We start from the raw sequence: 26183 nt of genomic DNA, 5'->3' as shown, positions 1-26183 counted from the left end.
TCATTCGTCCATGAGAGATATATTTCCCAGGTCTTTGAGCCACACTGCCACGCAGGCGTCGCTCGGCATCCTCCAGTCTCCGCGCGGAGAAAGCGCCACCGTACCGACTTTCGGGCCGTCCGGCAGGCAGGAACGCTTGAACTGCTGGGAGAAAAATCTGCGGCAGAATGTTTCAAGCCATTTCAGAATCGTTACATTTTCATAGTCATCCCGGAAAGCTTCCTCGGCGATCCGGAAGATCTTGCTCGGCTCATATCCGAACCGGAGCATATAGTAGAGGAAAAAGTCATGAAGCTCGTAAGGTCCTACCAGATCCTCCGTGCGCTGTGCGATATCTCCGTCCTTTGGCGGAAGAAGCTCCGGGCTTACCGGGGTATCCAGCACGTCGTAAAGCACACTTTTCAGTTCTTCATCCGCCGTCTCATCCGCCGCGTATTTCACCAGATGCCTCACCAGAGTCTTCGGCACGGACGCATTGACCCCGTACATGGACATATGGTCGCCGTTGTATGTCGCCCATCCGAGAGCCAGTTCGGACATGTCCCCGGTTCCGATCACCATTCCCCAGGTCCGGTTGGCGATATCCATCAGCACCTGTGTGCGCTCCCTTGCCTGGGAATTTTCATAGGTCACATCGTGTTTCTCCGGATCCTGTCCGATATCCCGGAAATGAATGTTCACCGCTTCCGCAATGGGCACCTCCATGAGAGTCGCCCCCACTTTTCTTGACATCTCGCAGGCATTCTGGTAAGTCCGGTCCGTAGTTCCAAAGCATGGCATGGTCACTGCAATGATGTCCTTTTTATCCTTGCCAAGCATGTCGAAAGCACGGGCGGTCACCAGCAGGGCAAGGGTGGAATCCAGTCCGCCGGAAATCCCCACCACCGCCGTTTTCGCATTGGTATGGGCAAGGCGCTTTTTCAGCCCCATGGCCTGAATTGTCAGGATCTCCTCGCAGCGGCGCGCACGGGTATTCTCATCATCCGGGACAAAGGGGCGCTTCGGGAACGTCCTGGTGAGCTGTGTCTTTTCTTCCTCAATATAAAACGGAACTTTCACAAGGGTGCGAAGCTCCTCCGTCTGAAATGTGGTATTCTTCCTTCGCTCGCTCACGATGCGGAACACATCGATCTCCGAGTAAATGATCTCATTGCGGTAACGGCAGGACTCCTGCAGGATCGTCCCGTTCTCGGCAATGATATTGTGCCCGCCGAACACCATATCGGTCGTGGACTCTCCCTCTCCGGCGTTGGCATAGATATAGCCGCAGATCAATCGCGCCGACTGTCCGGAAATCAGTTCCCTGCGGTAGCTGTCCTTGCCGATGGTCTCATTGCTCGCCGAACAGTTGGCAATCACCGTAGCCCCTTCCAGCGCCGCTTCGATGCTGGGCGGAATAGGCGACCAGACATCCTCGCAGATCTCCGCGGATACGATCAGTTCCTCCATGGCAGACGCCTGGAAGAGAATCTGAGGTCCAAAAGGCACCTGCTCCCCGCCGAAACAGATCATTCTCGTCTCGGACGGTCCCGGCGTAAACTGCCGCATCTCATAGAATTCCCCGTAATTCGGAAGAAATGTCTTTGTCACAAGGCCGATCACCTTTCCTGCATTGAGGGCAGCCGCAACATTATAGAGTTTTCCGTCAATGCACAGCGGCACGCCGACGAAAGCCAGAAGATTCTTTCCGGCAGTAAATGCAGCGATCTTTTCCAGGGCCCGGGAAGCCTGTTTTAGCAGAACGTCCTGGGTAAACAGGTCTCCGCAGGTATATCCGGTTACACAAAGTTCGGGAAATACGAGGATCTTCGCACGGTTGTCGTCCGCCTCCTCGATCGCCTCGCATATTTTCCCGGTATTATATTCCACATCCGCCACCCGGATATCCGGAGTCGCAGCCGCAACTTTCACAAATCCATGCTTCATCTCTTCATCCGCCTTTCTCTTATCTGCTCTTCTTCAGCAGCTCCTTCAGTTCATCCACCGAATATTTGTACGCCGTATTGCAGAAATGACATTTCACCTCAATATCCTCCCCGTCATCAATCATGGACTGGATCTCCTTTTTCCCGATGCTGATGATGGCCTTCTCGATCCGTTCTTTGGAGCAGTTGCAGTAAAACTCTGCCGGAAGGGTATCCGTGATTTCCAGATCAAGCCCTTCCAGAACATGTCCGAGCATCTCCTCCGGCGTATGTCCGTTGTCCAGCATGGAGGTCACAGACTGGATCTTCTGTATATTCTCCTCCAGCTTATTCAGGACGCTGTCCTCGATAAACGGCATCACCTGCACGATAAATCCGCCCGCGCAGCGCACCGTATTGTCCTTCTCCATGAGAACTCCCAGTCCCACGGAGGACGGCACCTGCTCCGATGTGGCGAAATAATAGGTCAGATCTTCCGCGATCTCCCCGGTCTGAAGAATCGTCTGCCCGGAATAAGGCTCTTTGAGTCCCATATCTTTGATCACCGTGAGCACGCCCTGTCCGAGCGCCCCGCCCACATCCAGCTTTCCGTTTTTCGGGGGCAGCATCACATCCGGATTGTGTACATATCCCTTCACTCTTCCCTGACTGTCTGCAGTAACCGTCAGACCGCCGATAGGACCGGAGCACTGAATCTGAAGAGTCAGGACATCCTCCGGATTCTTCATCATGCTCCCCATCATCACGCCTCCCGTGAGCAGCCTTCCGAGTGCGGCTGTGGCAACCGGGCTTGTCCCGTGCCTCTGCCTCGCCTCCTCCACAAGTTCTGTCGTCACCGCGGCAAACGCGCGGATCTGTGTGTTCGCCGCCGCTGCCCTTACAATATAGTCTTTCATCGTTCTGTCTCCTTCATTTTAAATAGTATGCAATATATTTTTCGCTGTATTTTACAGCTGATTTTTCTTTCCGCACTCTCTTGCGACAATATAGATTCTTTCGCTTTCTTCCGCAGGGCTGTCCTTCGTGAATGCATCGTAGGCCGCCAGAAATTCCAGCCCGCTTCTGTCAAGCAGCTCTCTCATCTCCTCCAGGGTATACCCTCTCTGATAGTGGGTCTCCTGAAACTTCCGGTAGAGAGCGCCGTGCTCCCCCGAATGCTCTGCATCCCGGATAAAGAGCGTCAGGTCGTACTCATTGATCTTCTCTTCCTCATAATAATAGTTGTCCCAGATAAAACTGCACTCGCCGCGTTCTTCCGCGATCGTCGTCTCCCCCAGGATCTCCCGGTATTTATACTCTGTATTGAAATCAAAGATAAATACGCCTCCCGGATCAAGATAGTTATTGACAAGCCGGAACACCTCCGCCAGTTCTTCCGGATCCGTGATATAGTTCACGGAATCGCAGACACTGACTGCCGCGCGCACAGTTCCGTACAGCTCGAACTCCCTCATATCCTGCATCAGATAGAGAATGTCATGTCCGGACTTTTCTTTTTTCTCCGCCGCCAGTTCCAGCATATCCGCAGAGTTGTCCACACCGATCATATCATAGCCGTATCCGGCAAGAATCTCTGTCATGCTTCCCGTGCCGCAGCCCAGATCCAGGACAAGGCCTTCTTCGACGCCGTTCTCCCTCAGCAGCTCATGAAGATAGACTCCCCATTCCTCATAAGGGACATTGTCCATAAACGTATCGTAAACAAGCGCGAAACTCGTATATGCCTCCATTGCTTCTTTTCCTCCTCAAACGCAGTTTCATTTTACAACATTTGAAAAAGAGAAGCAACACAAGCCTTGAATTTGGAATTTTTTCAGGTTTTCTGTAAATATTACGCGACTTTCCGCAGATATGGGCGATTTTATTGACAAAACTCAGGTTGCCGTCGTGCTGGTGGTGATCTGTGCTGCGGCTCTGCTGCTCTACCGGCAGTTCGGTCCCAGACCCGTGGAAGGTGAAAATCACAGAAGTGGACGGAGAAGCTGCGGATGACGCAAGCCAGCAGTGGTGGTGTATTACCAGGGGCGGCGGCATGGTAAATACCTCTGCGGACCAGACGCCGATTGAAGATAACGATGCATTTGAACTGACACTGAAAGAAGGATATTGATGCCAAAAGCGAAGATGGGAATAAAAACACAGGAGCTTGTTATCATGGGGATACTTACGGCAGTCCTGTTCATGGGACAGGTGCTGCTTGCCTTTCTTCCGAATGTTGAAATCGTGACCCTGCTGATCCTGCTGTATACGCTGATATTCGGAAGAAAGGTTTTTTTCATAATCTATTCCTTTGTGCTGCTGGAGGGGATTTTCTACGGGTTCAGGCTGTGGTGGATCAACTCTCTGTATGTCTGGAGCATCCTGGCTGTCGTTGTGCTGATTTTCCGCAGACAGCGCAGCCCCGTTTTTTGGAGCCTGACAGCCGGATATCTTCTCAGACCATCATGGTCATATAGGCGGGAATATACAGGATGCCGTCCTGATATTTCAGGTCTTTCGTATAGATGATATACCGCTCTTCCATTTTCATCTGATATTTTTCAATCAGATAATCAAAGGATTTGTGCGACATATAATTCGATGATTTTACTTCTATAGGACATATTTTCTTCTTTCTGACAAGAAGAAAATCAATCTCGTACTTCTTTTCTGCCACAGAGTCTCCTGCCCGAAACAGGTATTCATGGAAATAAAGATCATGCCCGGCTGCTTTCAGCATCTGGGCTACCATGTTTTCCAATATCATCCCCTGATTGATTCCCAGCCGGTCAATAATCAGCGCCTTATACAGATCTTCATCTGTCTCATCGCTGTTCTGCATGATCCGGGATACCAGAAGCCCGGTGTCCCCCATATACAGTTTGAAATTGCTCCGGTCTGCAAAAAGTTCCAACGCCACTTCCGGCTTTGTCACATTAATACACTCATTGCCAATCATAGACTCTGCAATAAAACTGACTGCATCTATATAGTTCTGATACCTTGCCGCTTTGTTTACAAGAGAAAACCTGAAATGGGAATTTTTATTTTCCAGCTGCTCCGGAATCGTCCGGTATATGATGGAAGCCTTCTCTTTATTATCCTCATCGTATTTTGCCAGATCTTCCTCGTAAAGGTTCAGAATGTTCCGCTTCACAAAATCAATCTGCGCAAAAGTTTTTCCATCCACAAACGCCTCTACCGCCTGCGGCATGCCGCCTACTGCCATGTAAGTGCGGAAATTTTTCATTATCTTTCTGTGCAGGGCATCTCCCAGAGGATTTCTTTTCTCAAAGGCTTCTCTGATGACAGGAACCGTAACCGTATCACCAAGCGCCCAGAGATATTCTTCAAAATCCATGGGATACATTTTAATCCGGTATTCCTCTGACGGGATCAGAATATCTTTTATATTTTTCCGGATGGAAATCAGCGAGCCTGTCTCAATATAATCATATCTGCCGTCTGCAACCAGATATTTTATTGCCTGTCTCGCCTTTGGGAACATCTGGATTTCATCGAAAATCAGGACACAGTTCCTCCCCTGAAGCGCTTTTCCCTTCAGCAGAAACAGATTTCGGAAAAATGTATCCAGATCATTCATATTCTCAATGAAATTATTGCGGACGTCCTCATTTTCTCTTGCAAAATCAAGTATCATGTAATCATCATATTCATTTTTTGCAAATTCTTCGACAATGGTTGTTTTTCCGATACGTCTCGCACCTTCCAACAGCACTGCCGAGGAGCCGGCCGAGAGTTCTTTCCATTTTAAAAGTTTGTCATACACTTTCCTTCTGAAAATCATGCTGTTTCCTCCGATCCGTTCTTTATAAAACCATTTTATCACGAATTTGCAAAAAGTATACCCGATATTTTAACGAATTTGAGAAATATTTTCCCCGGTTTTTAACGAATTTAAGAAATGTTTGTTCCGGTTTTTTAACGAATTTAAAAAATGTTTTCCGGTTTTCGGAAATTTCAGTCCGCAAACTCCCGGAAAAGCCGCGTCAGAAAATGATGGAGCCGCTCATTTGTCAGCCGGTTGATCCTCTCATCTTCCATCAGCTCCTGCAGGGGCTCCAGGAGACTGCACTCCCCGCAGATATCCACACCGATCACCTGCTGGTGAACAAACACCTCAAGGAGAAGTTTTTCCATCACTGCCAGGGGCATCTCCCCCTGATCCCAGTTGGTTCTTGCCCCGCTGCGGTCGAGGACGTCCTTGTCAATGGAGATATAGACGGGGACTGTCATATCGATCCGGGAAATCTTCCCGTCCATCGCCTTATTCTTGATCTCTTCCCGGCTGATATATACCAACTTTTCTCGTGCCTGTTTTCCCGGTTCTCCCGGCTGTTCCCCCGGTTCCGTCAGCAGTTCTTCCAATTCTTCCGGCAGTTCCTCCATGCTCTTCCGCTCCGGTCCGGCGAGGATCATCTGCCTGAGGTACGGGTGATGGAGCAGCAGTTCTCCCGCCCAGCTTCCGCAGCTTGTCATCCCGGGAAAGAGGGGCTTCTGCATGTCGCTGTGATGGTCGTAAAGCACAAGGGAAAAAGGCTCCCGGATCTTCCCGGCAAAGAATTTTGTGACATAGTGGTAATTGCCGTTGTCCAGGAAGTGAATCCCCCTGGGGCCGTAAGGGGACAGCCGCCGGCGGATCTCTTCCTCTGCCTCCCTTGTACAGTACATATCCGTACCGGGGATATCACTTAAGTCAATCCTTTTCAGCCCCGGAGCCTGCTTTTCAACATCTTCGGGATAAATATGGGAAAAATCAAGTATCATATTCTGCATCGTTTCACGCTGCCTTTGCTTTCAGGTTCCGGATACACTGTCTGCGCACAAACCAGAAGCATACCGCCTGCATAAGGATCGTAGCGATCCATGACCCCGGATAGGATATAAAGAGGAAATGCAGGGATCTGTGCTGCGGGAAGAACACGTAGATCCAGAGGATTCGCGTTCCCACGGTTCCGATTACAGAGAGCACCATCGGCACCGCCGAGTGACCCATTCCCCGCAGGGCGCCCGGGATCAGATCCATGATGCCGCAGAGGAAATAGGGAACCGTCGTGATCGAAAGGATCTCCAGCCCGCACTGGATCACGTCTGCATCCGACGTATAGATCTGCAGGATCCGGTCGCCGAATATATAGGCTCCCACGCCCAGCACAGCCGCAGCTCCCGCCGAGAGGATCAGGCAGTCCAGAAACACACGGTCCATTCTCTTCTGTTTGCCCACACTGTAATTCTGGCTGGTAAAGCTCATGCACGCCTGGGTCACGGCATTGACTGAGACATAAAGGAACCCGAGAATATTATTTGCCGCTGTGTAGCCCGCCATGGCGGTGTATCCGAAGGAATTGACCGAGGACTGCAGAAGCGCGTTGGAGAAGTTGATCACCGTACTCTGGATGCCCGCCGGTATTCCCACCTGGAAAATCCGTTTCAGATAAATCCACTGGATCTTCAGCTTTGAAAAGCGGAGCTGATAGCTGCTCTCTGTCTTCCAGAGGCAGCGGATCACCAGAATACCGGAAACGCACTGGGACGCCACCGTACCGATGGCAACGCCTGCCACGCCCCAGGGAATGACAACCACAAAAAGCAAATCCAGCACCACATTGGCAAGTCCTGCCACAATAAGGAACACCAGAGGTCTCTTCGTGTCGCCTACTGCCCTTAAAACAGCGGCGCCATAGTTGTACAGCATGAAAAACGGCATTCCGCAGAAATAAATCCTCATGTAAAGCACGGAAAGATCGATCACATCATCAGGAGTAGCCATCAGTTCCAGTGCAAATCTGGATGCTCCCGCTCCCACAAATACCATAACCACGCCGCTGATCAGCGCCAGAGTAATGGCGGTATGTACCGATTCGGACATCTCCTTTTCCTGGCCCGCAGCATAATATCTCGCCGCCAGCACGTTTGCTCCCATGGAAATCCCGATGAACAGATTGGTGAATATGCTGATCAGCGCAGTAGTGGAGCCCACTGCCGCAAGCGCCTGGCTAGTGGAAAACCGCCCGATTACAATGATATCCACCGCGTTGAACATCAGCTGCAGGATACTTGAGAGCATCAGCGGAAGCGAGAACGAGATCAGTTTGTCCATGATCGAGCCATTGCACATATCGATTTCGTATTTATTTCTTTTCAATTGTATTCCCCTCCATCTGTATGTATGTCAGAGGCTGCATCCCTGTGCACCTTCTCATACTCTGTCGCAGCCGCTGATAAAGTCCATAGCAATTTTAGCACATTCCCATATTTTTGCAATAGTTCCGCCTGTGCACCTCGCCATCCGCCGAAATAAATCCGCACAAAAGCGCTCAGCCGTTTTCCCGGCTGAGCGCACTCTAATTGTTTCTTTGATTCTGAACTTCCCCGCTTATTACCGGATACCGACCACATGATAACCGGCATGCTCTACCGCATATTTCAGATCAGCGTCGTCCACCGGGCGGTCGCAGGACACCACGGCTGTACCGGCTTTCAAATCCACCTTCGCAGCAGCTCCGTCGATCTCATTCAGGGCGTTTGCCACACTGTTCGCGCAGTTCTGGCAGTGCATCCCGGATATTTCTATGATGTGTTTTTCCACAGCCGGACCGCTCAGTTTCTTTCTTTTTTTCTTCACCGTGCCGGAGCCGCCTCCGCAGCAGGCGCCCTCCCCCTTAAAATGCTTGATCGAGCCTTTCAGTGCGAAAATAAGTATCACTACTATGACCAGAACAATGATCCCGTCAGCCATAAAATCCCTCCGTCCTTCTCTTATCAGACAGTGCTGTCTGCACTTTTATTTCCCTACTGTTAATATAGACTTACTTTTGTTAGATGTCAATAACATAGCCAGATATTCCTGCTGACTTTACGTGCACCGCCATACGCATCAAAAGCGGAGCACACTCCGCCTGATATTTCTCAGAGTGCGCTCCGCGCAAAAGCTTTGCAATATATTTTCAAAATTCTGCCATTTCCCCGGCTTTCTTATCGTGCCACCTTCTTTTTCAGCACCACGAGCACTGCCGCCATGGAAACTGCTGCGGCTGCTGCCGCCGGAAACAGCGGGGCGGAATCCCCTGTCTTCACAGCCCCACCGGTCTGCGGTTTTTCATCAGCCGGCTTTTTCGTATCATCCGGATTCTTCGTATCATCCGGATTCTTCGTATCATCCTTATTTTCCGTGCTGTCCGGGTTCTCCGGATCTGCCGGATTATCGGAATCTGACGGGTCTGTCGGGTCTGCCGGATCGGTTGGTTCTGACGGTTTTACCGGATCGGTCGGATTCTCCGGTTCGGATGGATCTGACGGATTTGACGGATCCACCGGATCGGTTGGTGTGGTCGGGTCTGACGGATCGGTTGGTTCTTCCGGATCAGTCGGGTCTTCCGGTATGACAACATTATCCCCGGTCAGCTCCTGGGCTGTCACAAGATAATAGGAACAGTGCGTCATGCCGGATATGGTAAGCGTCCCGAAAGATTCATTTTCTCTTTCCCATGAAGTTCTGCCGACATACTCGAACGTTCCGTTCTCCTGATTTACATAATAGAGCCAGCCGCTCTGCATATCTTCTGATGTGGTCAGACTGACAGACGTTCCCGCAGGCACCAGTCCGCTGTGGGCGAAATCAAGCAGTATCGTGCGGAATCCCTGGGGCATCGTGACCCCTTCAATCGCCTCTTCCCCGGGAGAATAATAGAACTGTATATGCAGATCAACGTCCGCAGTATCGGTGATCTGTGATCCGTCAAAGTGCCAGGAATATGTAGGCTGCGATTCTACGCCCGGGGAGGTCAGGGAAAGTGTCTTTCCGCTGTCCTTAAGCTTGTCCAGCATCCCGGCGGGAGCTACATACTGGTTGTCAAGATAGCATGCCCCCATCTGGACATCCACAGCAGGGACGCTGTCGTCTGCAATCTGTGCTTCGATCTCCTCGACCGGGAGGAAATTGTGTTCATCGCTTAACACTGCATAATTCGTGCCCCATGCCGGATTATTGATCCGGACTGTGTGCCAGACAATGGAGTCCGATACCACCGCGTTGTCGCCGCGGACAGCATATCTACTGCTTCTAAACAGGCTGCCGTTCTCTTCGTCATACGTATAAAGCGGCATCTCCTCCATCCCGTCAAATTCACCCCAGTGCGCGATCTCTACGTAAAAGCCGGGGATCGTATAGCCTGCCTGGCCGTCCTCGCCCTCTGCGGTGGGGACACTGTAAACCGACCATTCCACTGCTTCTCCCGACACTCCTCTTATCACATCGCTGATGGGATTTGAAGCCGCATCCGGATGAGAGGAATGGTACGGCGCATCCGGATCTACCGCAACGCCGAGGGGATATGACTCCAGATCCGGAGTCCAGTATACGGTTGACGGATCATAGACCCATCTGCTGTTAAACATGGCAGCGTCGTTTCCCGGCTGAAAGATCTCGATGATCAGCTTTTTTTCCTGCTCCCTCGCCTGATTCAGCGCACTCGCCGGAATGCTGAGCCCGGACTGCATCATCTGAATCTTCACATCACCGTCCGCGTTTCTGATCATATCGATCAGCTCATTTTCATAAAGCTGCCCGCCGTCATAACGGAGTCCGACAAGCGCCCCTGTAACTTCTGACTGTGCCGCAGCTGTGTCAGCCTGAACTGTTGCCGGCTCCGCCTGTGCTGCTGTGTCAGCCTGAACTGTTGCCGGCTCCGCCTGTGCTGCTGTGTCAGCCTGCACTGTTGCCGGCTCCGCCTGTGCTGCTGTGTCAGCCTGCACAATCGCAGAATCTGTCACCGTATTTTCATCAGTTTCTGCAGCCATTGCGCCAAAACACGGAACTACCGCCAGGGCTGACGCAAGAATAAGTGCCGCGGTTTTCATTTTTCTGTTTCTCATTCTTTTTTACTTTCCACCTTTCCTTTCCGCGGCAGCGCAGAATTTTCCTGCCGCAGGTTATACGGCAAGGATAACATATTCATTTTTTCAAATTTGCAACTTTTTTCCGCCCCCGTGCACAGACGCCCGTTCCGGGGCCGCCTCAGGGAACAACATCACATACCTGAAGCATCGTATACCTGGAGCATCGCATACATGGAACACTGCATACACGGGACACCGCATCCTGTTTATAGCTTGGAGATCACATTTACGATCATCTGGGTGCTCCGCTCCTCTCCGGTATTCTTATCCCGCACGGTGGCTGTCAGCGTCGCAGTCCCCTGGCTCAGCCCCTTCACTCTTCCCCGCTCGTCCACCGTGGCGATCTCCGGCTTGTCACTGGTCCAGGCCACTTCCAGGACCGGCTCCAGATAACACACCTGGGCGTCCACGATCAGTCTGCCGCCCCGGATGTCGTCAAAGGTTTCCACATACTCCCGGTTCTCTGTGGTGATCATATTCTGCTGCCAGCGCTCCTCGTCGAAAAAGAGCAGATGGCTTCCCAGAAGCTCTGTCATCTCATATTCATTTCCCTCTCCGTCGATGAGCGTACATCGGGTAATATCCAGGATCAGTTCACTTTCGTCATAATTGAAGTTCTGGAAGATCACCCCTACATAGTCCAGATTGAAATGGTTCGGATCCTGAAAGGGAAGCTCCATGTGGAGCGTGTTGTCCTCCGTATAGAAAAAGTCATAAGTCAGATCCGCGTTCTGCCATCCCCGTTTGTCCCCTTCTCCTGTGTAAAAGGTAAACAGGGAATACGTATCGATCACTTCCGTGGTATCCCGGATGTGGCTGTAATCTTTCAGCATAATGCGGACCGCCGTGGACGTCTGCACCTGCACATCCATGCGGTTGTCCACCAGAGGATATCGGACATCCTGTTGGGTGAGGACCACCGAATCATCCGTTTCAAGGGGAAACTGATAGAGATCGAGCACTGTATTCTCTGTTGTCACCGGCTCGATGCTTTCTGCCCCGGTGTTTTCTCCGCCGGTATTGTCTGCCGTAAGACTCATCCTCCCGCCCAGGAAAGCGGCGCTTACAAGGAGGAGCACCCCCGCCGTCCACGCTCCTGCCCGCAGAGGACGTGCACACCAGAGCCTTCCCGCTTTTTTCATTCCGGCGTTTTTCATTCCGTCTTTTCTCGTTCCGGCGCTTCCACCATTCCCCGAACCTTCGCCGATTCCGTTTTCTGCTCCCGGAACTGCAATCCGGGAAACAGGGATTCTCACTGCCCCGGTCAGGATATCGCTCAGCTCCTGAATATCCTCCAGCATCTCTGCAGTAGAAGAATATCTGTCTGTGGGCATCGTCCGCAGTCCCCGGCGCAGGATCCGGTTTACCTGTTCCGCCGCCACTTCTTTTTCATGGAGCAGGAGACGGGAATAAGGGGAAACCAGTTCCTCTTCGCCGGTAATCTCCATATCCTCCGGAACCATCCCGTCACAGAGCAGGGTATACCAGACCGCTGCCGCAGAATAAAGATCTGTCCAGGCTCCAAGTTCCTCCGTTCTGGACAGAACAGCCTCCGGGGCCATATATCCCGGCTTGCCCGGATAGTAATCACCAAGATACGTGGTCCGGTCATCCATGGAATAGACGCTGTTGAAGTCAAGCAGCAGCAGTTCCGTGGGAAAAGCGCCCTTCTCCCGGGGCTCCAGCATAAAAATATTATCCGGGCTCACATCCAGATGGAGCAGCCGGTGTTCGTGAAAGAGTTCCAGGATATTCAGAAGACCGCGGATACAGGCCACCGTATCCTCCAATGTTGGGAAATACTGCTTCTCCTCCAGCATTTCCGCAAGCACCTTTCCTTTTCTGGCGGTCAGAACCGTATAGACTGTCCCGTTCTCCTCAAAAGAATCCAGATTCTCCGCGATTCCTCCCCGCCCCTCCTGGGCAAGCGTAAGATGTACCCGGTTTCCCAGAAGATAACTCTTCTTGTGGTCGCTGTAAAGTTTTTCCGCGCCATTCCTGATCTCCAGACACATATCCTCCCGCCGCGTGATCCGGCCCATGGGGTCATAGGGATAAAGCTCTTTGACCAGAACCTGATGGGTCTTCTCGGGCATCAGACTGTCCTGGTACCACGCCTGATACACAATGGAATTGCCGCCTGCGCTCACATATCTTCTGATGGTATAATTTCTTCCTCCGTGGGAGATCCGATACCCTTCCGGAAGTCCGGTCCTGTTATCCATGTCATCCCTTTTCATTCCTTCTCATCCTCCGCTCGTTCTCCTCTGTCCGCGCTTTTCTGTCTGCACTTTTCTGTCCGCACTTTTCTGTCCGCGTCTTTCCGTCCACACTTTTACATCCGCGCTTTTCCGTCCGCATTTTTCCCGGTGTTTTCCGCGCTTCTCTCATTCTTCCGTAGCCGGACATATTTCTGCTTCTCTGCCGGCAAATATTTTCCGGATCATCCGTTCCATCTTAAGACCGATAAAGTCGTCCTCATCCTCCCCGCTGACCGCCTGAAGCACAAGATAATCAAAAGGACAGTGTGCATTGAGCAGGGGCATCCCGCATTCGGAAAGCATCATATCCATTCTCCGGTGATGCTCCTCCACCGGTCTGGTCTCTTCCGTCTGCAGCTCATTTTCTCCCTCTGTGGCAAGATATAAGAGGAGGAGAGTCTTTCTGTCCACGTCTGTCTTCCGGGCGCACATCTCATAGATCGATTTTGCCGACGGCCAGTGCTGCTTGATCTCCCGCTGAACCCGCGTATAACCGCCAAGACGTCTCTCGTAGGGGATTCCCATGCGGAGATACTCTTCTACCGCTTTACGTATGCTGTAACTCTGGTCTTCCGGCAGACCGCCCTCGGAGCTTTCCGGACGGATCAGGCAGTCCAGCATCCGGCGGAATTTCCGGTAAGCCGTATTGTGATAACGGCCGAACCGTTCCCGGGACGACTCCAGAAACCGCCTCAGCTCCTCTTCCGTCGTAACCCGCTGAAACCTCTGTCTTACATATCCGGTAAGATTCAAAAACTGAAAAGACCGGGCGTCCGGTCCGGAAATCTCTTCACAGGGAATGCCCCCGGGGAAAATCTCTCCGCAAAGCTGTTCCTTCATCCTGACTGCCTGAACGTAACCGACTCTTTTACGCAGGCAGAATGCATAGATGAGTTCGCCCGGGTCGCGGTAATGGATCCCGCTCTCCTCAGTCATGCCGAGGACCTGCTCCGCCCGCTCTTCATCCAGTTCCAGGGCAAAACAGATCCGGAAGACCTCCTCCCTGTTTTTCGGAAGATTGCGGTCGTGCATCCAGTTGCGCACCTTCCTCGCCGTCTTCTCCCGGTCTTTTCCGCCTTCATATTCCGTAAGACGTTCTGTTAGACGCGCCGCCAGGGGCTCTTCTCCCTGCCAGACCTCACGGAGCAGACAGGAAAAACTTGCAAGCAGGGCCTTCCCTGTCAGAAGATCCTCCACTGCAGCCGTCTCCTGCCGTTTTTTCTGCTCTTTTCTTTGCTTTTTTTTCACTACTCTCCCTCCCAGAAAACATATAGATCTACTATATCTTATTTCTTTTCAGAATTGTTCAACTTTTTTCCGTTTTACCTTACCGCTAATATAATCTTACTTCCGTTAGTTGTCAATAACTCCGCTTGACAATCTTATTTTCCGGAACTATACTTAGCAAAAAAGGAACAAAGGAGGCGTCTGTACACAATGAAAAAAATGATACTGGTTACCTCTCCCCCGGCCTGCGGGAAGACTTACATATCCAAACAGCTTGCGCGGAATCTGAAGCATGTAGTCTATCTGGACAAAGATACACTGATCCCCCTTTCCAACCGGGTGTTTCTGGCTGCCGGCGAGGAGATCAACCGGAGTTCTGACTTTTTTGAGAAAAATATCCGGGATTATGAATATGAAACAATTGTAGATATCGGCGTGGAAGCTCTCGAGTACGATGATATTGTTCTGATCAACGCGCCTTTCACCAAAGAGGTACACAATGAAGAGACTCTTGAGCGGTTCCGCACAAAACTGCGCACCAAAGGAGCGAAACTGGTCATCCTATGGGTGTTTACTGCCCCGGAGATCTGCCATCAGCGGATGATCGAGCGGAATTCCGACAGGGACACCTGGAAGCTGAAGCACTGGGATGAGTATATCTGCACCGTGGATTTCTCCATTCCGGAGCCCCTGGAGCGTCTGGATGCAGGACATGACCTGATTCTCTTCCACAATTCTTCTGATGAGGAGTTTGAAGAATCCATGCGGACGATTCTGCCGCTGCTCGAGGAAGACGACTGAAAACCAGACTGCAGGGAAGGCGGCCGCACGGATGGCAGCCGCCGCGCGGGAACTGTCCTCGACGCAGCCTGCGCCATCTCATCCAGTGTGTGGAATGTGTGCACCTGTTCTTTCTGTACGTCAAGACTGTAGGAAATCATTCCGTAAAGTCTCTCTCTTTATTCCAGAATAAATATTTTCATAACGCATACCTTCTGTAAACTCTGCGCAAAAACAGAGTGCACTCTGTTAAATAATTATCAGAGTACACTCCGCGCTTATCCGTTTTTCTGCTTTTCTTTCACCACTCCGGTCACAATGGACTCTCCTCTGATCCGGATCTCCGCGATCTCATCCTCCAGGCGGATCACTGCCGGGATCTCCTCTTCTGTCCGGTTCAGAATGACAAAGACGATCTTTCCGTCCGGATTTTTCAGGGCTGTCACATCCAGCCGGTCCGTGTATCTGCTGAACCCGATCCGCACGGCTCCCCGGTCAATAAAATGTGTGAAATGCCGGAAATGTTCGCCGATCAGCTGGGGCATCAGCCTGCGCTTCTTCGTGTCGTAGAGAAACGGCGCATGGCAGAGGTTTCCCACATGGTTAGGCCCGCCCGTCTCGTCCAGAAGGATATTCCAGTCGTAGAAAGCACACATGCCGCCGTTGATATCCCCGATGATCTCGTGGGAGAGCCTGGAAGCGTTCTTCCAGTGGTCTTCGGCGCCGTATTTGGTATACTCGATACAGCTTTCCGACACGATCAGCTTTAAGTCCGGGAACTTTCTGCGCACCAGATCCAGTGCCTCAAAGTGGTCCCCGCTGTACCAGTGGAAGGCAATGCCTGCCGCCATACCTTTCGTGGTGCTGTCAATGATCCGGCATGCCCGGTCGTAGACCCGCTCCTTGTTGTGGTCCCAGATAAAGACCTCCACATCGTCCAGCCCGTGCTTTTTCAGGGCGGGTGCCATATAGTCCCGGAGGAATTCTTTTTCCTGGGCCGGCGTGTAGACACAGGAATCCCAGGTCTGCACTGCCTTTGCCTCATTCTGCAGGGAGATCCGCCGGACAAGATACCCTCTCTTCCTGAATTCTTCGATATAGCGGCAGATATAATCCGCCCAGAATCCCCGGTACTCCTCCTTTAAGCTGCCGCCGTTCTTCCTCTCGCCGTTTGTCTTCATAAACGCCGGCGGGGACCATGGGGAGAGCATAAGTTCGAGCGGTCTTCCCGCCGCCCGCTGGGCGTCCTCCAACATGGGGATAATATACTTTTCCGTGCGCGCAAAGGAGAAGCTCTTCATCTCCCGGTCCGTCTCATCCGACATGGCCTCGTACATCTCTGTGGAAAAATCACAGCTGTCCATGTGGATGCGCACAAGACGGTACTTCATCTCTTCCGGAGAAAAATAGGTTTCCATCAGTTTCTTTTTCTCCTCCGGTCCCATCAGGGAGTATACATATCCCGCCGCGTCCGTTATGGCGCCGCCAAATCCCTCGATGGTCTGGAACGCGGCGTCCGGATAGAGGTTGATCACCTCTTTTTCCACGCCTTCCTTATCAGCACAGAAGGCAAGAACCTTCTGTTCCTGCCTTTCTGCGCCGCCTTCCCCGTATGTAGTATATAGTTTCAGCTTTATTTCTTTCATTTCTTTCCTTTTTTCCTTACTTTTTTCTCCTGATATTTTCTCTCCTCTTCCTCAAAGGAAAGTCCTTTCTTTCTGCAGTATTCCTGCAGTTCTCTCTTCCGGGCTTCCTCAGCCTCCCGGTCGGCTTTCTCCTGTTCCAGACGTTCCCTCTCCTCCGGCTCGATCCACACGCCGCCGGAAGCAATGACCGCCGCTTTCTGCCGCTCCAGGATCTGTTTCTGCTCCTCGCCGATATTCTTCTCCACATTGAGGAAGAGCAGAAGGATGATCAGCGCCGCGTGGGCGAAGATCTCAAATCCCACAAAGAAGAATTCCGCCACGCCTGCCGGGTTCATTCCGCTGTTGTCATAGAAGAACAGGAAGAACGCCACTGCCAGTCCGTTGACCACGGTGAGCACCGCGGTGTACACCGACATGGACACTCCGTCGCAGCGGAAACCGAAGCGGGCTTCCAGATGATCCAGCACATCGGCAAAGAGAGCCATCATGATGTAGGCTCCCGGGATGCTTCCGATCCCCTTGAAGGTCTGTCCCACGAGCACCACCCAGAAGGATGCGGGACTGCTCACACAGATGATGCTTCCGATAATGGAGGATACCAGACCGGCGATGACCATATTCCTCTTCCCGAACCGGTTGGCAAGGGGCCAGATAAAGAGCATCCCCGCCGCAAGGGGAATCCCGCTGATCAGAGCCAGTACAGACTGCACCATCTCGCCGTTCATCTCCATGCCCAGCACATTGACCCGGGAGAAGAACTCATTGCAGTATATATTGAAGATAAACCCGCCCTTGAACATGACGCCCGACTGATAGAGGGCGTAGAAGATCATGATGATCCACCAGTACTTATCCTTCATCGCAGCTTTCAGCTGTTTTGCCGCGGGGATGGTCTCCTCTTTGATGTCAAGCTTCGTGCTCTCTTCTGTGATACGTTCTCTTGTAAAGAAGTATTCCAGAAGGCAGGCAAAGAATGCAATGACGGAAAATCCTGCCATGACCGTCTGCCATCTGCCCTGCTGCCCTGCCGCGCTTCCCGCCGCCTTGATCCAGCTTAAAATCAGGGGCATGACAATACTGCTGATAAATCCGTTTGCCGCCACAGCCGGAATGTTTGACACCACGGAAAGAGTTCCTCTCTGCTTCAGGTTCCGTGTGGACAGCGACACCATCAGGTAGTGGGGCGACGAGTACATGGGGCTTGCGATGGCGGCGAACAGGTTGTAGGTGACTGCCATCCACACCATCCGCGGTCCCAGGGGCAGATCCGGTATGAAAAACACCAGGATGCCGGAGACCAGAAGAAGCGGAGCCGCCGTAATCAGGTAAGGCCTTGCCTTTCCCTGTGAGGTCTTCGTCCTTCCGATCAGGATTCCGATGATGATGTTGGAGAGCACCATCGGAATCACTGAGATCAGGGGAAGAAGCGTCAGGAAGCTGCCCTGATTCACAATATCGTCGTAAGTCCTGTAAAAGGTCAGATAATAGGTGCTCACCACAGTAGTCATGATCAGCACGCCCAGGGGACCGACGAAATAGCCGAACAGCATCTCTGTGAATTTTACGTTTGCAGAACGGATACGGGTTGACAAGAGAGGAAGATCCCATATGCTCTTTGCTTTACTGTTTTCTCTGCTGTTCAAAATATCACTTCCTTCCGCTTCTTCTGTCAAGACGCTCCGGCATCCATCCGTTTTTCCAACACCGGCTTAAGTCCCAGGCATTTTTCCACTCCTCGTCCAGAGGCTTGTCTTTGTCTCTTGAGAGCTGGTAATTCCAGTAGAAATATCCGGCTCCCTCTTCCCAGACATCCAGCTGTAATTCTGCGACTCTGCGGTAGGCGCGGACTACTTCCGAGTCAGGCGCCCCCTTCTTTTTCAGATGCTCCGCCTCTTTGTTGCAGATACACCACTCCCCGACGATCACGGGGATATGCTTCTCCACTTTTTTCAGCATCCACCGGTTGAAGCCGATGTACATTTTATAGACCCACTCTTTATGCACGGGGACGAAATTCTCCATGGCAAAAATGTAAATGTGGGTGTCCAGCATGACATTCTTCATGCCGCTCTTCTCAAAGAAATCTCCCCATCTCATGAGCCGGAAACCGTCGTGAAAGACAATGACCTTGTCTTCCGGGAGAATCTTCCGCAGCCGCCGGTATGCGTCGGTATAAAATTTCTTCAGGAAACTCATGGGGACAAAGGAAGAGCCTTCCGCTTCTTTTTTATCCACGTATTTGTTATGCGTGGGCGACGTCATATACACGCTGAAACTGATGGGCTCGTTGACCACTTCGATCCCGAAGAGCCCTTTCCGGTGAGCGTAGCGCTCCGCCAGTTTTTCCAGAACCCGGGTGACAAACTCCACTTCTTCCGGTTTCTTCCGCCAGTTGCATACGCCGCAGATCCCTCCGTTGTCGTATCCGTTCTGGCTTCCCGGCGTGGTGTGCATGTCGATCAGAATTTTCAGACCGTACTTTTCCGCCCAGTCGAAGGCTTTATCGAGATACTCGATGCAGCCGATAAAGGGCGGACGGTCGCCGAAGATGAAGTAGGGAACCGGGATGCGCACGGTGTTCATGCCGTGGCTCTTTATGATTTTAAAATCTTCCTCCGTCACATAGGTATCCCGGTGCGTCTTCATCCGCTCCTGGAGTTTCTCCTGGCCGAGCGTTCTGCTCAGCCAGGTCTCATCCTCCGTATTGGTTCCGGAGAACATCTCCGGCTCCATCCATTTCTCAAGCACCAGCCAGTTTCCCAGGTTGGTTCCTATGATTTTTTCCATGTCTTAACTCCTCGTATTATAAGCCCTCATATGATAAGCCGTTATGCCTGCACTTTGTCCTTTTTCACGAAGCCCCGGACGAATGCCGTCACCATATTGCTGATGATTCCCATGGTCAGAAGTCCTGCCGCCCCGATGGATGTGTACAGCGCATAGTATCCTTCCAGATTGTCTCTCTCAAGGTCGGAGAGGATCAGCACAGCAAAGGAATAGACCCTGGCGCTTAAGATCATCATCAGGCTGACCGTCAGGAGGACCGACGCCGCGATCGTCAGAAGGGAGGGCACCGTATTTTTCCCGGTCCGGTCGATCAGCACGGCGGACGCCATGCAAAGGACAGCCCCTGCCGCGATCAGAAGGACAATTCCCAGATTCAGATCGTCATAATATCCGAAATAGGAAGTGCCGACGATATAGGCGATCACTGCCAGTACGGCAAACACACAGGTTACAATACTTGAAAGGAAACGGAAACCGTGTTTCTTCTCTGCTTTGTTCTTACTCATCGCCCTTTAAGCTCCTTTCTTGCCGTTTTTGTTTTTCACTGACCGGAAGATCCACAGGCCGCCGCTTACCGCGGTTCCTGCCGCTCCCACTGCGATCAGGCTGATAATGATAAGCTCCCAGTACGGATAGAGCCGCTCAACCCGGGTATCCTCGCTCATGCCGTTGAGCCATACGGAATCCGCAAATGCATAGAGCACATGGTGTACGCTCTCATATACGGTTTCCGTCATCCGGGCATCGCCGCTGATGTATTTTGCCTGGCAGGTCTCCCATGCCTTTCCGTCCTCGTTGACCGGGGATGTGTTGAGCATGATATCTGTTCCTGCAAGGATGGACTCTTCCCATGTCTCATACTCCGGCGCCTTAACCATATCTGTGGTGACGATTCCCTTGAAATCCCACTCGCCGCGGAGCAGCCCGGTGATCAGGCCCTCGTCTGCGCTGGAGAAGGTGCATCCCACACGGTTGAAGGAGGTCATGACTTCCTTGGAGCCGCCTGCCTCGAATGCCATCTGGAAGCCCCGCAGCTCGTTTTCACGGGCGCCCTGCTCGTCAAAGAAGGTTGCGACGCCTTCCCGGTTGGTCTCCATGTTGTTGAAAGCAAAGTGTTTTATCGTCGTCACAACGCCTCTGCTCTGGGCGCCGATGATCGTATCGCTTGCCATATATCCGGTGAGGACAGGATCCTCGGAATAATACTCGTTGTTTCTTCCGTTGTAGGGAAGTCTGTGCAGGTTCATGGCCGGTGCGAACCACCAGGACGTCTGAGTCCAGATGGAATCATTTCCGATCAGCTTTCCTTCCTCTTCCGCCAGCTTGTGGCTGAATGTGGACGCCACCACGGGCTCGCTCACAAAGGTGTTCAGGCTGAAGTTATAGTTCGGATCCGACTCATCCATGGCGTAGATTCCCTTTGCACTCGTTCCGAGGGTCAGCAGAAGTCCCACCGGACCGTCCATGCAGGCTGCATTTCCCGCTGCCATCTCTGTAAAGCTGCTCATCTCGGAATACTCCATGGCAATCTGCGTTGCAATGGTCTCAAGGGGCATATTTGCGATCACTTTTGCAAATGTGGGGTCATCGTAGTCGGTGATTCCCTTCAGTTCGCATGCCCTTGTGCCGTCGCTGTGTCCCAGGGTTCCGAATGCAAACTCCGAGGTATCCTCGCCCTCCGCCATAGTATAAGTATCGTTGCGGAGCTGTGTGATCATCTCTTCTGTTGCTGTCAGGGATTCCACAGTCTCCGGGAACGTCCCCGCCCAGTCGCTTCTGGACAGATAGGTTGTAGTATCCGGAATCAGGCTGTTGATGTCGCTGTCCGTAAACTGATTGGAGATCGCCGCGCCCTCTTTTGTCTCGTCGATGATCTGTTTTTCCGCAAGGTCTGCGGAAACTACTGCGGCAGTATTTCCTTCGGAGAGATATCCCTGCGCTGTCATCACATTCTGAAGAGCATCATGCGCGCCGTCACCCACTGCGAAATAATAGGTTCCCGCATCCAGGACATATGCGCCGTCCCCTTCTGCCTCGTCGTAGCTTGCATAGTAGTCGCGCTCCACCGTGATGGTCACTTCTTCCGACTCACCCGGCTGCAGATACACTACATTTTCATAGCCTTCGCCTTCCGCCGCCTCGCCGGTCTTGGCATATCCTACCAGCTGGATGGCGGATTTCTCCACCTGTCCGTCCGCATAGGGCAGTGCAAGGTAGAGCTGTACATTGTCCTTTCCTGCCACATCGCCGGTATTTGTCACTCTCACGGTGATGGTGGAAGTGCCGTCGATCTGGATCTCGGACTTCTCCGGTACGATCTCCTCCGAGAAGGTCGTATAGCTCAACCCGTAACCAAAGGGATAGGAGACTTCATTCTCGTAATCCCATCCGCCGGAGATGCTGGATCCCACGGAAGAGGTCGCCCCGGACGCCGGATTTACAATGCTGTCATAGTAACGTGTCTCATAATATTTATAGCCGTCATAGATCCCCTCGTTCTCCACCAGGTACCATGCTGCACGCAGGGCATAGGAGGAACTGGAATCGATGTCCGCCGCATTGTTCCACATATACACGCCGAAATTCTGCGCTGCCGGAGAGTTGGCCGTGTTCACCGCGTAGGTATCCACAAGGGATCCTGACGGGGATACGCCGCTGGCTGCGTTCATCAGATCCGCGATTCCATAGAAGCCGTAGCATCCCGGATTGCCGATCCACATGATGGAATCAATCTCCGGATCATCTTTCAGGCTCTCGATCTCCATGGTTGACGTGGTATTCAGCAGAACGATGATCTTCTCAAAACATCCCTGGTCCTTTACATACTGCACCAGTGCTTTCTCGTCCCGGGAAAGTCCCAGGATATTGGAACCTTCATCAAACTCATCGGGATTGGCGATTCCGGTTTCACCCGGGAAGTAATCACAACTCTCGCCGCTGTCTCTTCCCAGAACGATGATCGCCGCATCCGCATAGGAGGCGTATGTATCTGCCGGAGCCGCCGCGTACTCGGACTGGGGCACTTCATTTACCGTTGCTCCCACTGCCTCCGTGGAGACCGCGGAGGAGCTTGCCCGCCCGGGTGTGTAGGTATCTTCCAGTCCCTGGTAGAACGCCACCATGTCCGGATTCACTTCAAACCCTCTCGCGTTGAAGGCGTCTGCCATCTTCACGTTCTGCGCCGTCGCCGTGGTCGCTCCGATACTTCCGGAGAACTGGGTCAGGTCGGAATGCATGCCGAAAAGTGTTACTTTAATATTTCCGTCAGAGGAAAGCGGAAGGGCATTGTTCTCGTTTTTCAGGAGCACCGCTCCCTCTTCCTCCAGGCGCTCGTTCAGGTCCATATGGGCCGCAACAAGTTCTTCTGCTGTCTCATAATCTGACAGATAGTCGTACAGGTCTGTCTCGTCCCCGTCGTTGATCGTCACGCTGCTTTGGGTTCCCAGATATCCGTCCAGCGTGATGCGGTAGGAATCCGCAATGCCGTATGCCATGATGGCCGCCACGAGGATCACCGCAAAAATATTCATAAGACCTGCGTAAAGATTCGATCCACGTTTTTCTTTCATGTTCCCGTTACCTCACATTTTATTGAAAGAAGTCAGCCCAGTCTGTGCTCTCAAAGTTGCCGATCATCTGTCCCGGAGCTGTCACAGAATCGTAGGAAAGCTTCATGGTGTCCCCGTCCATCTCGGAAACTGCTGTCGTTCCGTCGGATTTCGTCACTGTCAGGACTCCGTCTGCGAATGTCCATGTACACTCCTCTGTGATGCCGTACTCTGCCATGTTAAATGCGCATGTTCCGTCTGTATTAAATGTCATGGTCACGGCATCCCACTCGGGAGAAGTCATGGTAAACGCAGCCTCTGCTGTCTGTCCTGCCGCATCTGTCCCTGCTGCAGCATCGGTGCCTGCCGCGTCTGTTCCTTCTGTGCTGTCTTCTGCTGCAGCGTCTGCATCCGCATTATCTTTCGGGTTTCCTGTCGCGTCGCCTGCTGCCTCCCATGTGGAGATGGCGCCGTCATCGGTCACAGTGAACACCGTCTCCGGCACGCAGTCCAGAATCTCCGGCACTTCATCGCTGGTCCACTCACCAGTGGATCCGTCCTCCGCATAGCTGAACGGAAGGAACATTCCCTGCTCAGTGATGTAAGCGCCGCCGCCGTATGTGGCTGTGGCAGAATCCGGAACAGAGATTGTAATCATGTCATCCTCCTGTGTGTATGTACCGGTTGCCTCCATCTGGATATTGCAGTAAGTCGGATCTCCCTCTTCCGGTTCATTCTGTGTGTAATACCTGGATGTCAGTGTGTAGTTTCCGTCTGCTGTCACATCCAGCGTCACGTCAAGATTCAGTCCGTTGGGAATCATCCAGCTCAGGTCGGACGGCAGGAACTGGTAATCCGGGATGGCGTCCAACACATCCGATCCCAGGCTGTTGTCGTAAGTAACGGTGTAAGTCTCATCCTTTGCCCCGCCACCGCAGGCTGTCATAGCCGCTGCTGTACAAACGGTAAGTCCAACTGCCAAAAGTTTCTTTGCATTTTTCATAGTAATCTTCCTCCTTCGCTTATCGCGTATCTTTTTGTCGCATTTAGTATATATCCCGTCCGTTTTCCATACAATATGCGTGGCACGAATGAAGGATTTCTGGCACAAACGACTTTTCGCCGTGCTTTACACGTCCTTTACAGAGGGTTTACATGGTGTTTGGGACGCACCTGTGCTGTTCGTGCCAGAGCTCTTGTCCGGAGAGATCTCTTCTATTTATAATAGAGAGAATTTCAGACTGCAAAAAAGCAGGACTGTCAGTATCCGGTTTCCGGATAATAAACAGAATGGAGCAGTGTATATGGAAAAGAATACGGTAAAGAAGAAAAGACATTCCCCCCTCAGATGGTTTCTGACCGCGGCAGGCGCCCTTCTGCTGCTGATTGCCCTCCTCGCCCTGGGATTTACAGTCTTTACCCGCATCATGCGGGACGACAGCCTGTCGGATATCCGAGGGGTGAACCTGGGGAGCTGGCTTGTCCTGGAGCGGTGGATGACGCCGGAAGTATTCGAAGGGACAGACGCGGCAGATGAGTACACACTCGCCCGCGCCATCCCGGCAGAAGACTATGCAGCGCGGATTGAAAAACACCGGAGTACTTTTATAACGGAAGAGGATTTTGCCTTTCTGGCTGATCAGGACGTGAATCTGGTGCGGATTCCCATTCCCTACTACATATTCGGCGACCGGACAGATGAGCCCTACATCGCCTGCATCGATGAACTGGACCGGGCCTTTGACTGGGCGGAAAAATACGGGATGCAGATCCTCATCGACATGCACATGGTGCCGGGAAGCCAGAACGGCTTTGACAACGGGGGCATAAGCGGCGTCTGCGTCTGGGCGCAGCACCCGGAAGAAGTGGACTATGTGCTGGATGTACTGGAACGTCTTGCCGTTCGCTACGGAGAACGCCCCGGGCTGTTCGGCATCCAGCCTCTCAACGAGCCCCTGGTCAGCAGCCAGGAATGGGAGGATATGGATGTGATGGAGCGCTATCCTCCGGTGGATAAAGAACTGGCAGAACAGTCCGCTCCCCTTTCCATGGATTTCCTGAAAAGCTATTATCTGAAGGCTTACGATCGTCTCCGCCCGCTTCTTCCGGATGACAAATGGATCGTCTACCACGATGCCTTTCAGATGTGGAGCTGGCTTACCTTTATGAATGACGGGGAATATCAGGGCGTTGCCTTCGACACCCACGTCTATCTCTTTAACGTGGAGTCCGTGGGGCTCAAAAGTCCTTTCTGGCACCGGGCTTTCGTCTGGGGCAACGGTCTTCTCATGGAGGCGCTGCAGACACGCTTCCCGGTGATCTGCGGGGAGTGGAGCCTGTTCAACAACTATTCCTATGAAGTGGATGATTCCGGGGAGCTGTCGGATTACTATTCAGACATCGCTCAGTACCAGCTTGAGACATGGGAAAAGAAAGGAGCCGGTTCCATCTACTGGAATTACCGGCTCGGGGACGGGCAGACAGGGAAAAACATGGAGGCGTGGGATTTCAGGAAATGCGTCGAATCCGGCTGGCTTGATTTCCGGAAGCCGTCGGAAGGATAATCTGCAGGAGGAAAATGTGGTGGGCCGTACTCACACGGATATCACCGCCGTACCTCCTGGCGATGAGCTGAATACTCTTTACGCCGAATCCATGGTTTTCCTTATCCTTTTTATGAGTAACCGGATAACCGCCCCGGATCACAATCTCGCCCTCATAATAGTTTTCTACAGAAACATAGAGCATCTTGCCCTGATCCTTGATGGAGAGGCTGATGGTCTTTTTCTCCGCATCGCTGATCCGGTCAACACTCTCGATGGCGTTGTCGATGGCATTGCCGAGCATGGTGTACAGATCCACCACGCGGAAGGAATCCAGCTGATTCGTATTGACCATGCAGGAGAGACGGATATTCCGGTTCACGCAGTAGACGCTCTTCTCGGTGAGAAGCGTGTCCAGGGCTTCATTTCCGGTCTTCACCACCGCATCGTAGAAATCCACTGCCTTCTTTGTCTCTTTGAGCATCTGGCTGCGCTCATCCTCTCCGGCGAATTCCAGAGCCCGGAGCTGATGCTTCAGATCGTGGCATTTCCGGTTGATCATCTCAAT

Annotated in this window: 21 protein-coding genes; 4 read left to right on the top strand and 17 right to left on the bottom strand. The window is 52.3% G+C overall.

The annotated features are described in order from the left end of the window. Genes B5F07_RS03290 through B5F07_RS03280 form a run of 3 tightly spaced genes read right to left on the bottom strand, consistent with a single transcriptional unit; the run spans position 1 to position 3655 of the window. Positions 1–1926 carry an NAD(+) synthase gene (locus B5F07_RS03290; protein ID WP_087159853.1) on the bottom strand — a complete coding sequence of 642 codons (1926 nt, stop codon included), beginning with the start codon at positions 1924–1926 and terminating at the stop codon, positions 1–3. Positions 1927–1945: 19 nt separating this feature from the next. Next, positions 1946–2821 (bottom strand): Hsp33 family molecular chaperone HslO, encoded by an 876-nt coding sequence (gene hslO / locus B5F07_RS03285; protein WP_087159852.1) that lies wholly within the window; start codon positions 2819–2821, stop codon positions 1946–1948. Positions 2822–2872: 51 nt separating this feature from the next. After that, the gene (locus B5F07_RS03280) at positions 2873–3655 is read right to left on the bottom strand and encodes a class I SAM-dependent DNA methyltransferase (protein WP_087159851.1); all 783 of its coding nucleotides are present in this window, start codon (positions 3653–3655) and stop codon (positions 2873–2875) included. A gap of 224 nt (positions 3656–3879) precedes the next feature. Here B5F07_RS03280 and B5F07_RS03275 point away from each other — a divergent pair, with 224 nt between their 5' ends. Then, positions 3880–4035: a DUF4430 domain-containing protein gene (locus tag B5F07_RS03275; protein ID WP_191403767.1), complete on the top strand. Its 156-nt coding sequence runs from the start codon at positions 3880–3882 to the stop codon at positions 4033–4035. Continuing rightward, positions 4035–4433: a hypothetical protein gene (locus tag B5F07_RS03270; protein ID WP_087159849.1), complete on the top strand. Its 399-nt coding sequence runs from the start codon at positions 4035–4037 to the stop codon at positions 4431–4433. The genes B5F07_RS03275 and B5F07_RS03270 overlap by 1 nt, the downstream gene beginning before the upstream one ends. On the opposite strand, the gene B5F07_RS03265 is transcribed toward B5F07_RS03270, so the two are convergent. The 7 genes from B5F07_RS03265 to B5F07_RS03225 form a co-directional block, all read right to left on the bottom strand. Continuing rightward, positions 4360–5712, bottom strand: a complete 1353-nt coding sequence (locus tag B5F07_RS03265; RefSeq protein WP_087159848.1) for an ATP-binding protein — start codon at positions 5710–5712, stop codon at positions 4360–4362. The genes B5F07_RS03270 and B5F07_RS03265 overlap by 74 nt on opposite strands. Before the next feature lie 173 nt (positions 5713–5885). Continuing rightward, positions 5886–6701 (bottom strand): arginase, encoded by an 816-nt coding sequence (locus tag B5F07_RS03260; protein WP_087159847.1) that lies wholly within the window; start codon positions 6699–6701, stop codon positions 5886–5888. Between the two features lie 4 nt (positions 6702–6705). Then, positions 6706–8043, bottom strand: coding sequence for an MATE family efflux transporter (locus B5F07_RS03255; RefSeq protein WP_087160016.1), 1338 nt, complete (start codon positions 8041–8043; stop codon positions 6706–6708). A gap of 261 nt (positions 8044–8304) precedes the next feature. After that, positions 8305–8664 carry a heavy-metal-associated domain-containing protein gene (locus B5F07_RS03245; protein ID WP_087159845.1) on the bottom strand — a complete coding sequence of 120 codons (360 nt, stop codon included), beginning with the start codon at positions 8662–8664 and terminating at the stop codon, positions 8305–8307. A gap of 236 nt (positions 8665–8900) precedes the next feature. Next, the gene (locus B5F07_RS22980) at positions 8901–10799 is read right to left on the bottom strand and encodes a hypothetical protein (RefSeq protein ID WP_140397977.1); all 1899 of its coding nucleotides are present in this window, start codon (positions 10797–10799) and stop codon (positions 8901–8903) included. A 230-nt stretch (positions 10800–11029) separates the two neighbouring features. Next, complete coding sequence (locus tag B5F07_RS03235; RefSeq protein ID WP_087159844.1) at positions 11030–13063, bottom strand: protein kinase domain-containing protein; 2034 nt, start codon at positions 13061–13063, stop codon at positions 11030–11032. Positions 13064–13210: 147 nt separating this feature from the next. Further along, positions 13211–14332, bottom strand: a complete 1122-nt coding sequence (locus B5F07_RS03225) for a hypothetical protein (RefSeq protein ID WP_087159842.1) — start codon at positions 14330–14332, stop codon at positions 13211–13213. Positions 14333–14521: 189 nt separating this feature from the next. Between B5F07_RS03225 and B5F07_RS03220 the strand changes: the two genes are divergently transcribed. Next, positions 14522–15112: an AAA family ATPase gene (locus tag B5F07_RS03220; RefSeq protein WP_087159841.1), complete on the top strand. Its 591-nt coding sequence runs from the start codon at positions 14522–14524 to the stop codon at positions 15110–15112. Positions 15113–15369: 257 nt separating this feature from the next. Here the strand turns inward: B5F07_RS03220 and B5F07_RS03215 are convergent, their stop codons facing one another. Genes B5F07_RS03215 through B5F07_RS03190 form a run of 6 tightly spaced genes read right to left on the bottom strand, consistent with a single transcriptional unit; the run spans position 15370 to position 24075 of the window. Further along, entirely contained in the window at positions 15370–16737 is a 1368-nt protein-coding gene (locus tag B5F07_RS03215) for a glycoside hydrolase family 30 protein (protein ID WP_242972417.1), read from the bottom strand. Continuing rightward, positions 16734–18380, bottom strand: a complete 1647-nt coding sequence (locus tag B5F07_RS03210; RefSeq protein WP_140397976.1) for an MFS transporter — start codon at positions 18378–18380, stop codon at positions 16734–16736. The genes B5F07_RS03215 and B5F07_RS03210 overlap by 4 nt, the downstream gene beginning before the upstream one ends. A 4-nt stretch (positions 18381–18384) precedes the next feature. Continuing rightward, the gene (locus B5F07_RS03205) at positions 18385–19524 is read right to left on the bottom strand and encodes a glycoside hydrolase family 5 protein (RefSeq protein ID WP_087159839.1); all 1140 of its coding nucleotides are present in this window, start codon (positions 19522–19524) and stop codon (positions 18385–18387) included. Positions 19525–19565: 41 nt separating this feature from the next. After that, on the bottom strand, positions 19566–20030 hold the full coding sequence (locus B5F07_RS03200) for a hypothetical protein (protein WP_087159838.1): 465 nt from the start codon (positions 20028–20030) through the stop codon (positions 19566–19568). A 6-nt stretch (positions 20031–20036) separates the two neighbouring features. After that, positions 20037–23093, bottom strand: coding sequence for a glycoside hydrolase family 3 protein (locus tag B5F07_RS03195; RefSeq protein WP_087159837.1), 3057 nt, complete (start codon positions 23091–23093; stop codon positions 20037–20039). Between the two features lie 19 nt (positions 23094–23112). Continuing rightward, complete coding sequence (locus tag B5F07_RS03190) at positions 23113–24075, bottom strand: hypothetical protein (RefSeq protein ID WP_087159836.1); 963 nt, start codon at positions 24073–24075, stop codon at positions 23113–23115. Positions 24076–24376: 301 nt separating this feature from the next. On the opposite strand from B5F07_RS03190, the gene B5F07_RS03185 reads away from it, so the two are divergent. Beyond that, positions 24377–25636: a glycoside hydrolase family 5 protein gene (locus B5F07_RS03185; RefSeq protein ID WP_242972416.1), complete on the top strand. Its 1260-nt coding sequence runs from the start codon at positions 24377–24379 to the stop codon at positions 25634–25636. On the opposite strand, the gene B5F07_RS23655 is transcribed toward B5F07_RS03185, so the two are convergent. Next, positions 25581–25919, bottom strand: coding sequence for an ATP-binding protein (locus B5F07_RS23655; RefSeq protein WP_442911407.1), 339 nt, complete (start codon positions 25917–25919; stop codon positions 25581–25583). The genes B5F07_RS03185 and B5F07_RS23655 overlap by 56 nt on opposite strands. Between the last annotated feature and the right edge of the window lie 264 nt (positions 25920–26183).

Source organism: Lachnoclostridium sp. An169, assembly GCF_002160525.1.
Lineage (GTDB): Bacteria > Bacillota > Clostridia > Lachnospirales > Lachnospiraceae > Mediterraneibacter > Mediterraneibacter cottocaccae.
The sequence above is the reverse complement of the archived record's forward strand: the minus strand, read 5'-3'. Positions and strand labels throughout refer to the sequence as shown.

Coding starts and splice junctions, on each gene's coding strand:
- B5F07_RS03260 (WP_087159847.1), bottom strand. CDS start 6,701: ATGCAGAATATGATACTTGATTTTTCCCATATTTATCCCGAAGATGTT.
- B5F07_RS03190 (WP_087159836.1), bottom strand. CDS start 24,075: ATGAAAAATGCAAAGAAACTTTTGGCAGTTGGACTTACCGTTTGTACA.
- B5F07_RS03235 (WP_087159844.1), bottom strand. CDS start 13,063: ATGAAAAGGGATGACATGGATAACAGGACCGGACTTCCGGAAGGGTAT.
- B5F07_RS03290 (WP_087159853.1), bottom strand. CDS start 1,926: ATGAAGCATGGATTTGTGAAAGTTGCGGCTGCGACTCCGGATATCCGG.
- B5F07_RS03205 (WP_087159839.1), bottom strand. CDS start 19,524: ATGGAAAAAATCATAGGAACCAACCTGGGAAACTGGCTGGTGCTTGAG.
- B5F07_RS03215 (WP_242972417.1), bottom strand. CDS start 16,737: ATGAAAGAAATAAAGCTGAAACTATATACTACATACGGGGAAGGCGGC.
- B5F07_RS22980 (WP_140397977.1), bottom strand. CDS start 10,799: ATGAGAAACAGAAAAATGAAAACCGCGGCACTTATTCTTGCGTCAGCC.
- B5F07_RS03270 (WP_087159849.1), top strand. CDS start 4,035: ATGCCAAAAGCGAAGATGGGAATAAAAACACAGGAGCTTGTTATCATG.
- hslO (WP_087159852.1), bottom strand. CDS start 2,821: ATGAAAGACTATATTGTAAGGGCAGCGGCGGCGAACACACAGATCCGC.
- B5F07_RS03265 (WP_087159848.1), bottom strand. CDS start 5,712: ATGATTTTCAGAAGGAAAGTGTATGACAAACTTTTAAAATGGAAAGAA.
- B5F07_RS03185 (WP_242972416.1), top strand. CDS start 24,377: ATGGAAAAGAATACGGTAAAGAAGAAAAGACATTCCCCCCTCAGATGG.
- B5F07_RS03195 (WP_087159837.1), bottom strand. CDS start 23,093: ATGAAAGAAAAACGTGGATCGAATCTTTACGCAGGTCTTATGAATATT.
- B5F07_RS03245 (WP_087159845.1), bottom strand. CDS start 8,664: ATGGCTGACGGGATCATTGTTCTGGTCATAGTAGTGATACTTATTTTC.
- B5F07_RS23655 (WP_442911407.1), bottom strand. CDS start 25,919: ATGCTCGGCAATGCCATCGACAACGCCATCGAGAGTGTTGACCGGATC.
- B5F07_RS03220 (WP_087159841.1), top strand. CDS start 14,522: ATGAAAAAAATGATACTGGTTACCTCTCCCCCGGCCTGCGGGAAGACT.
- B5F07_RS03280 (WP_087159851.1), bottom strand. CDS start 3,655: ATGGAGGCATATACGAGTTTCGCGCTTGTTTACGATACGTTTATGGAC.
- B5F07_RS03200 (WP_087159838.1), bottom strand. CDS start 20,030: ATGAGTAAGAACAAAGCAGAGAAGAAACACGGTTTCCGTTTCCTTTCA.
- B5F07_RS03255 (WP_087160016.1), bottom strand. CDS start 8,043: ATGTGCAATGGCTCGATCATGGACAAACTGATCTCGTTCTCGCTTCCG.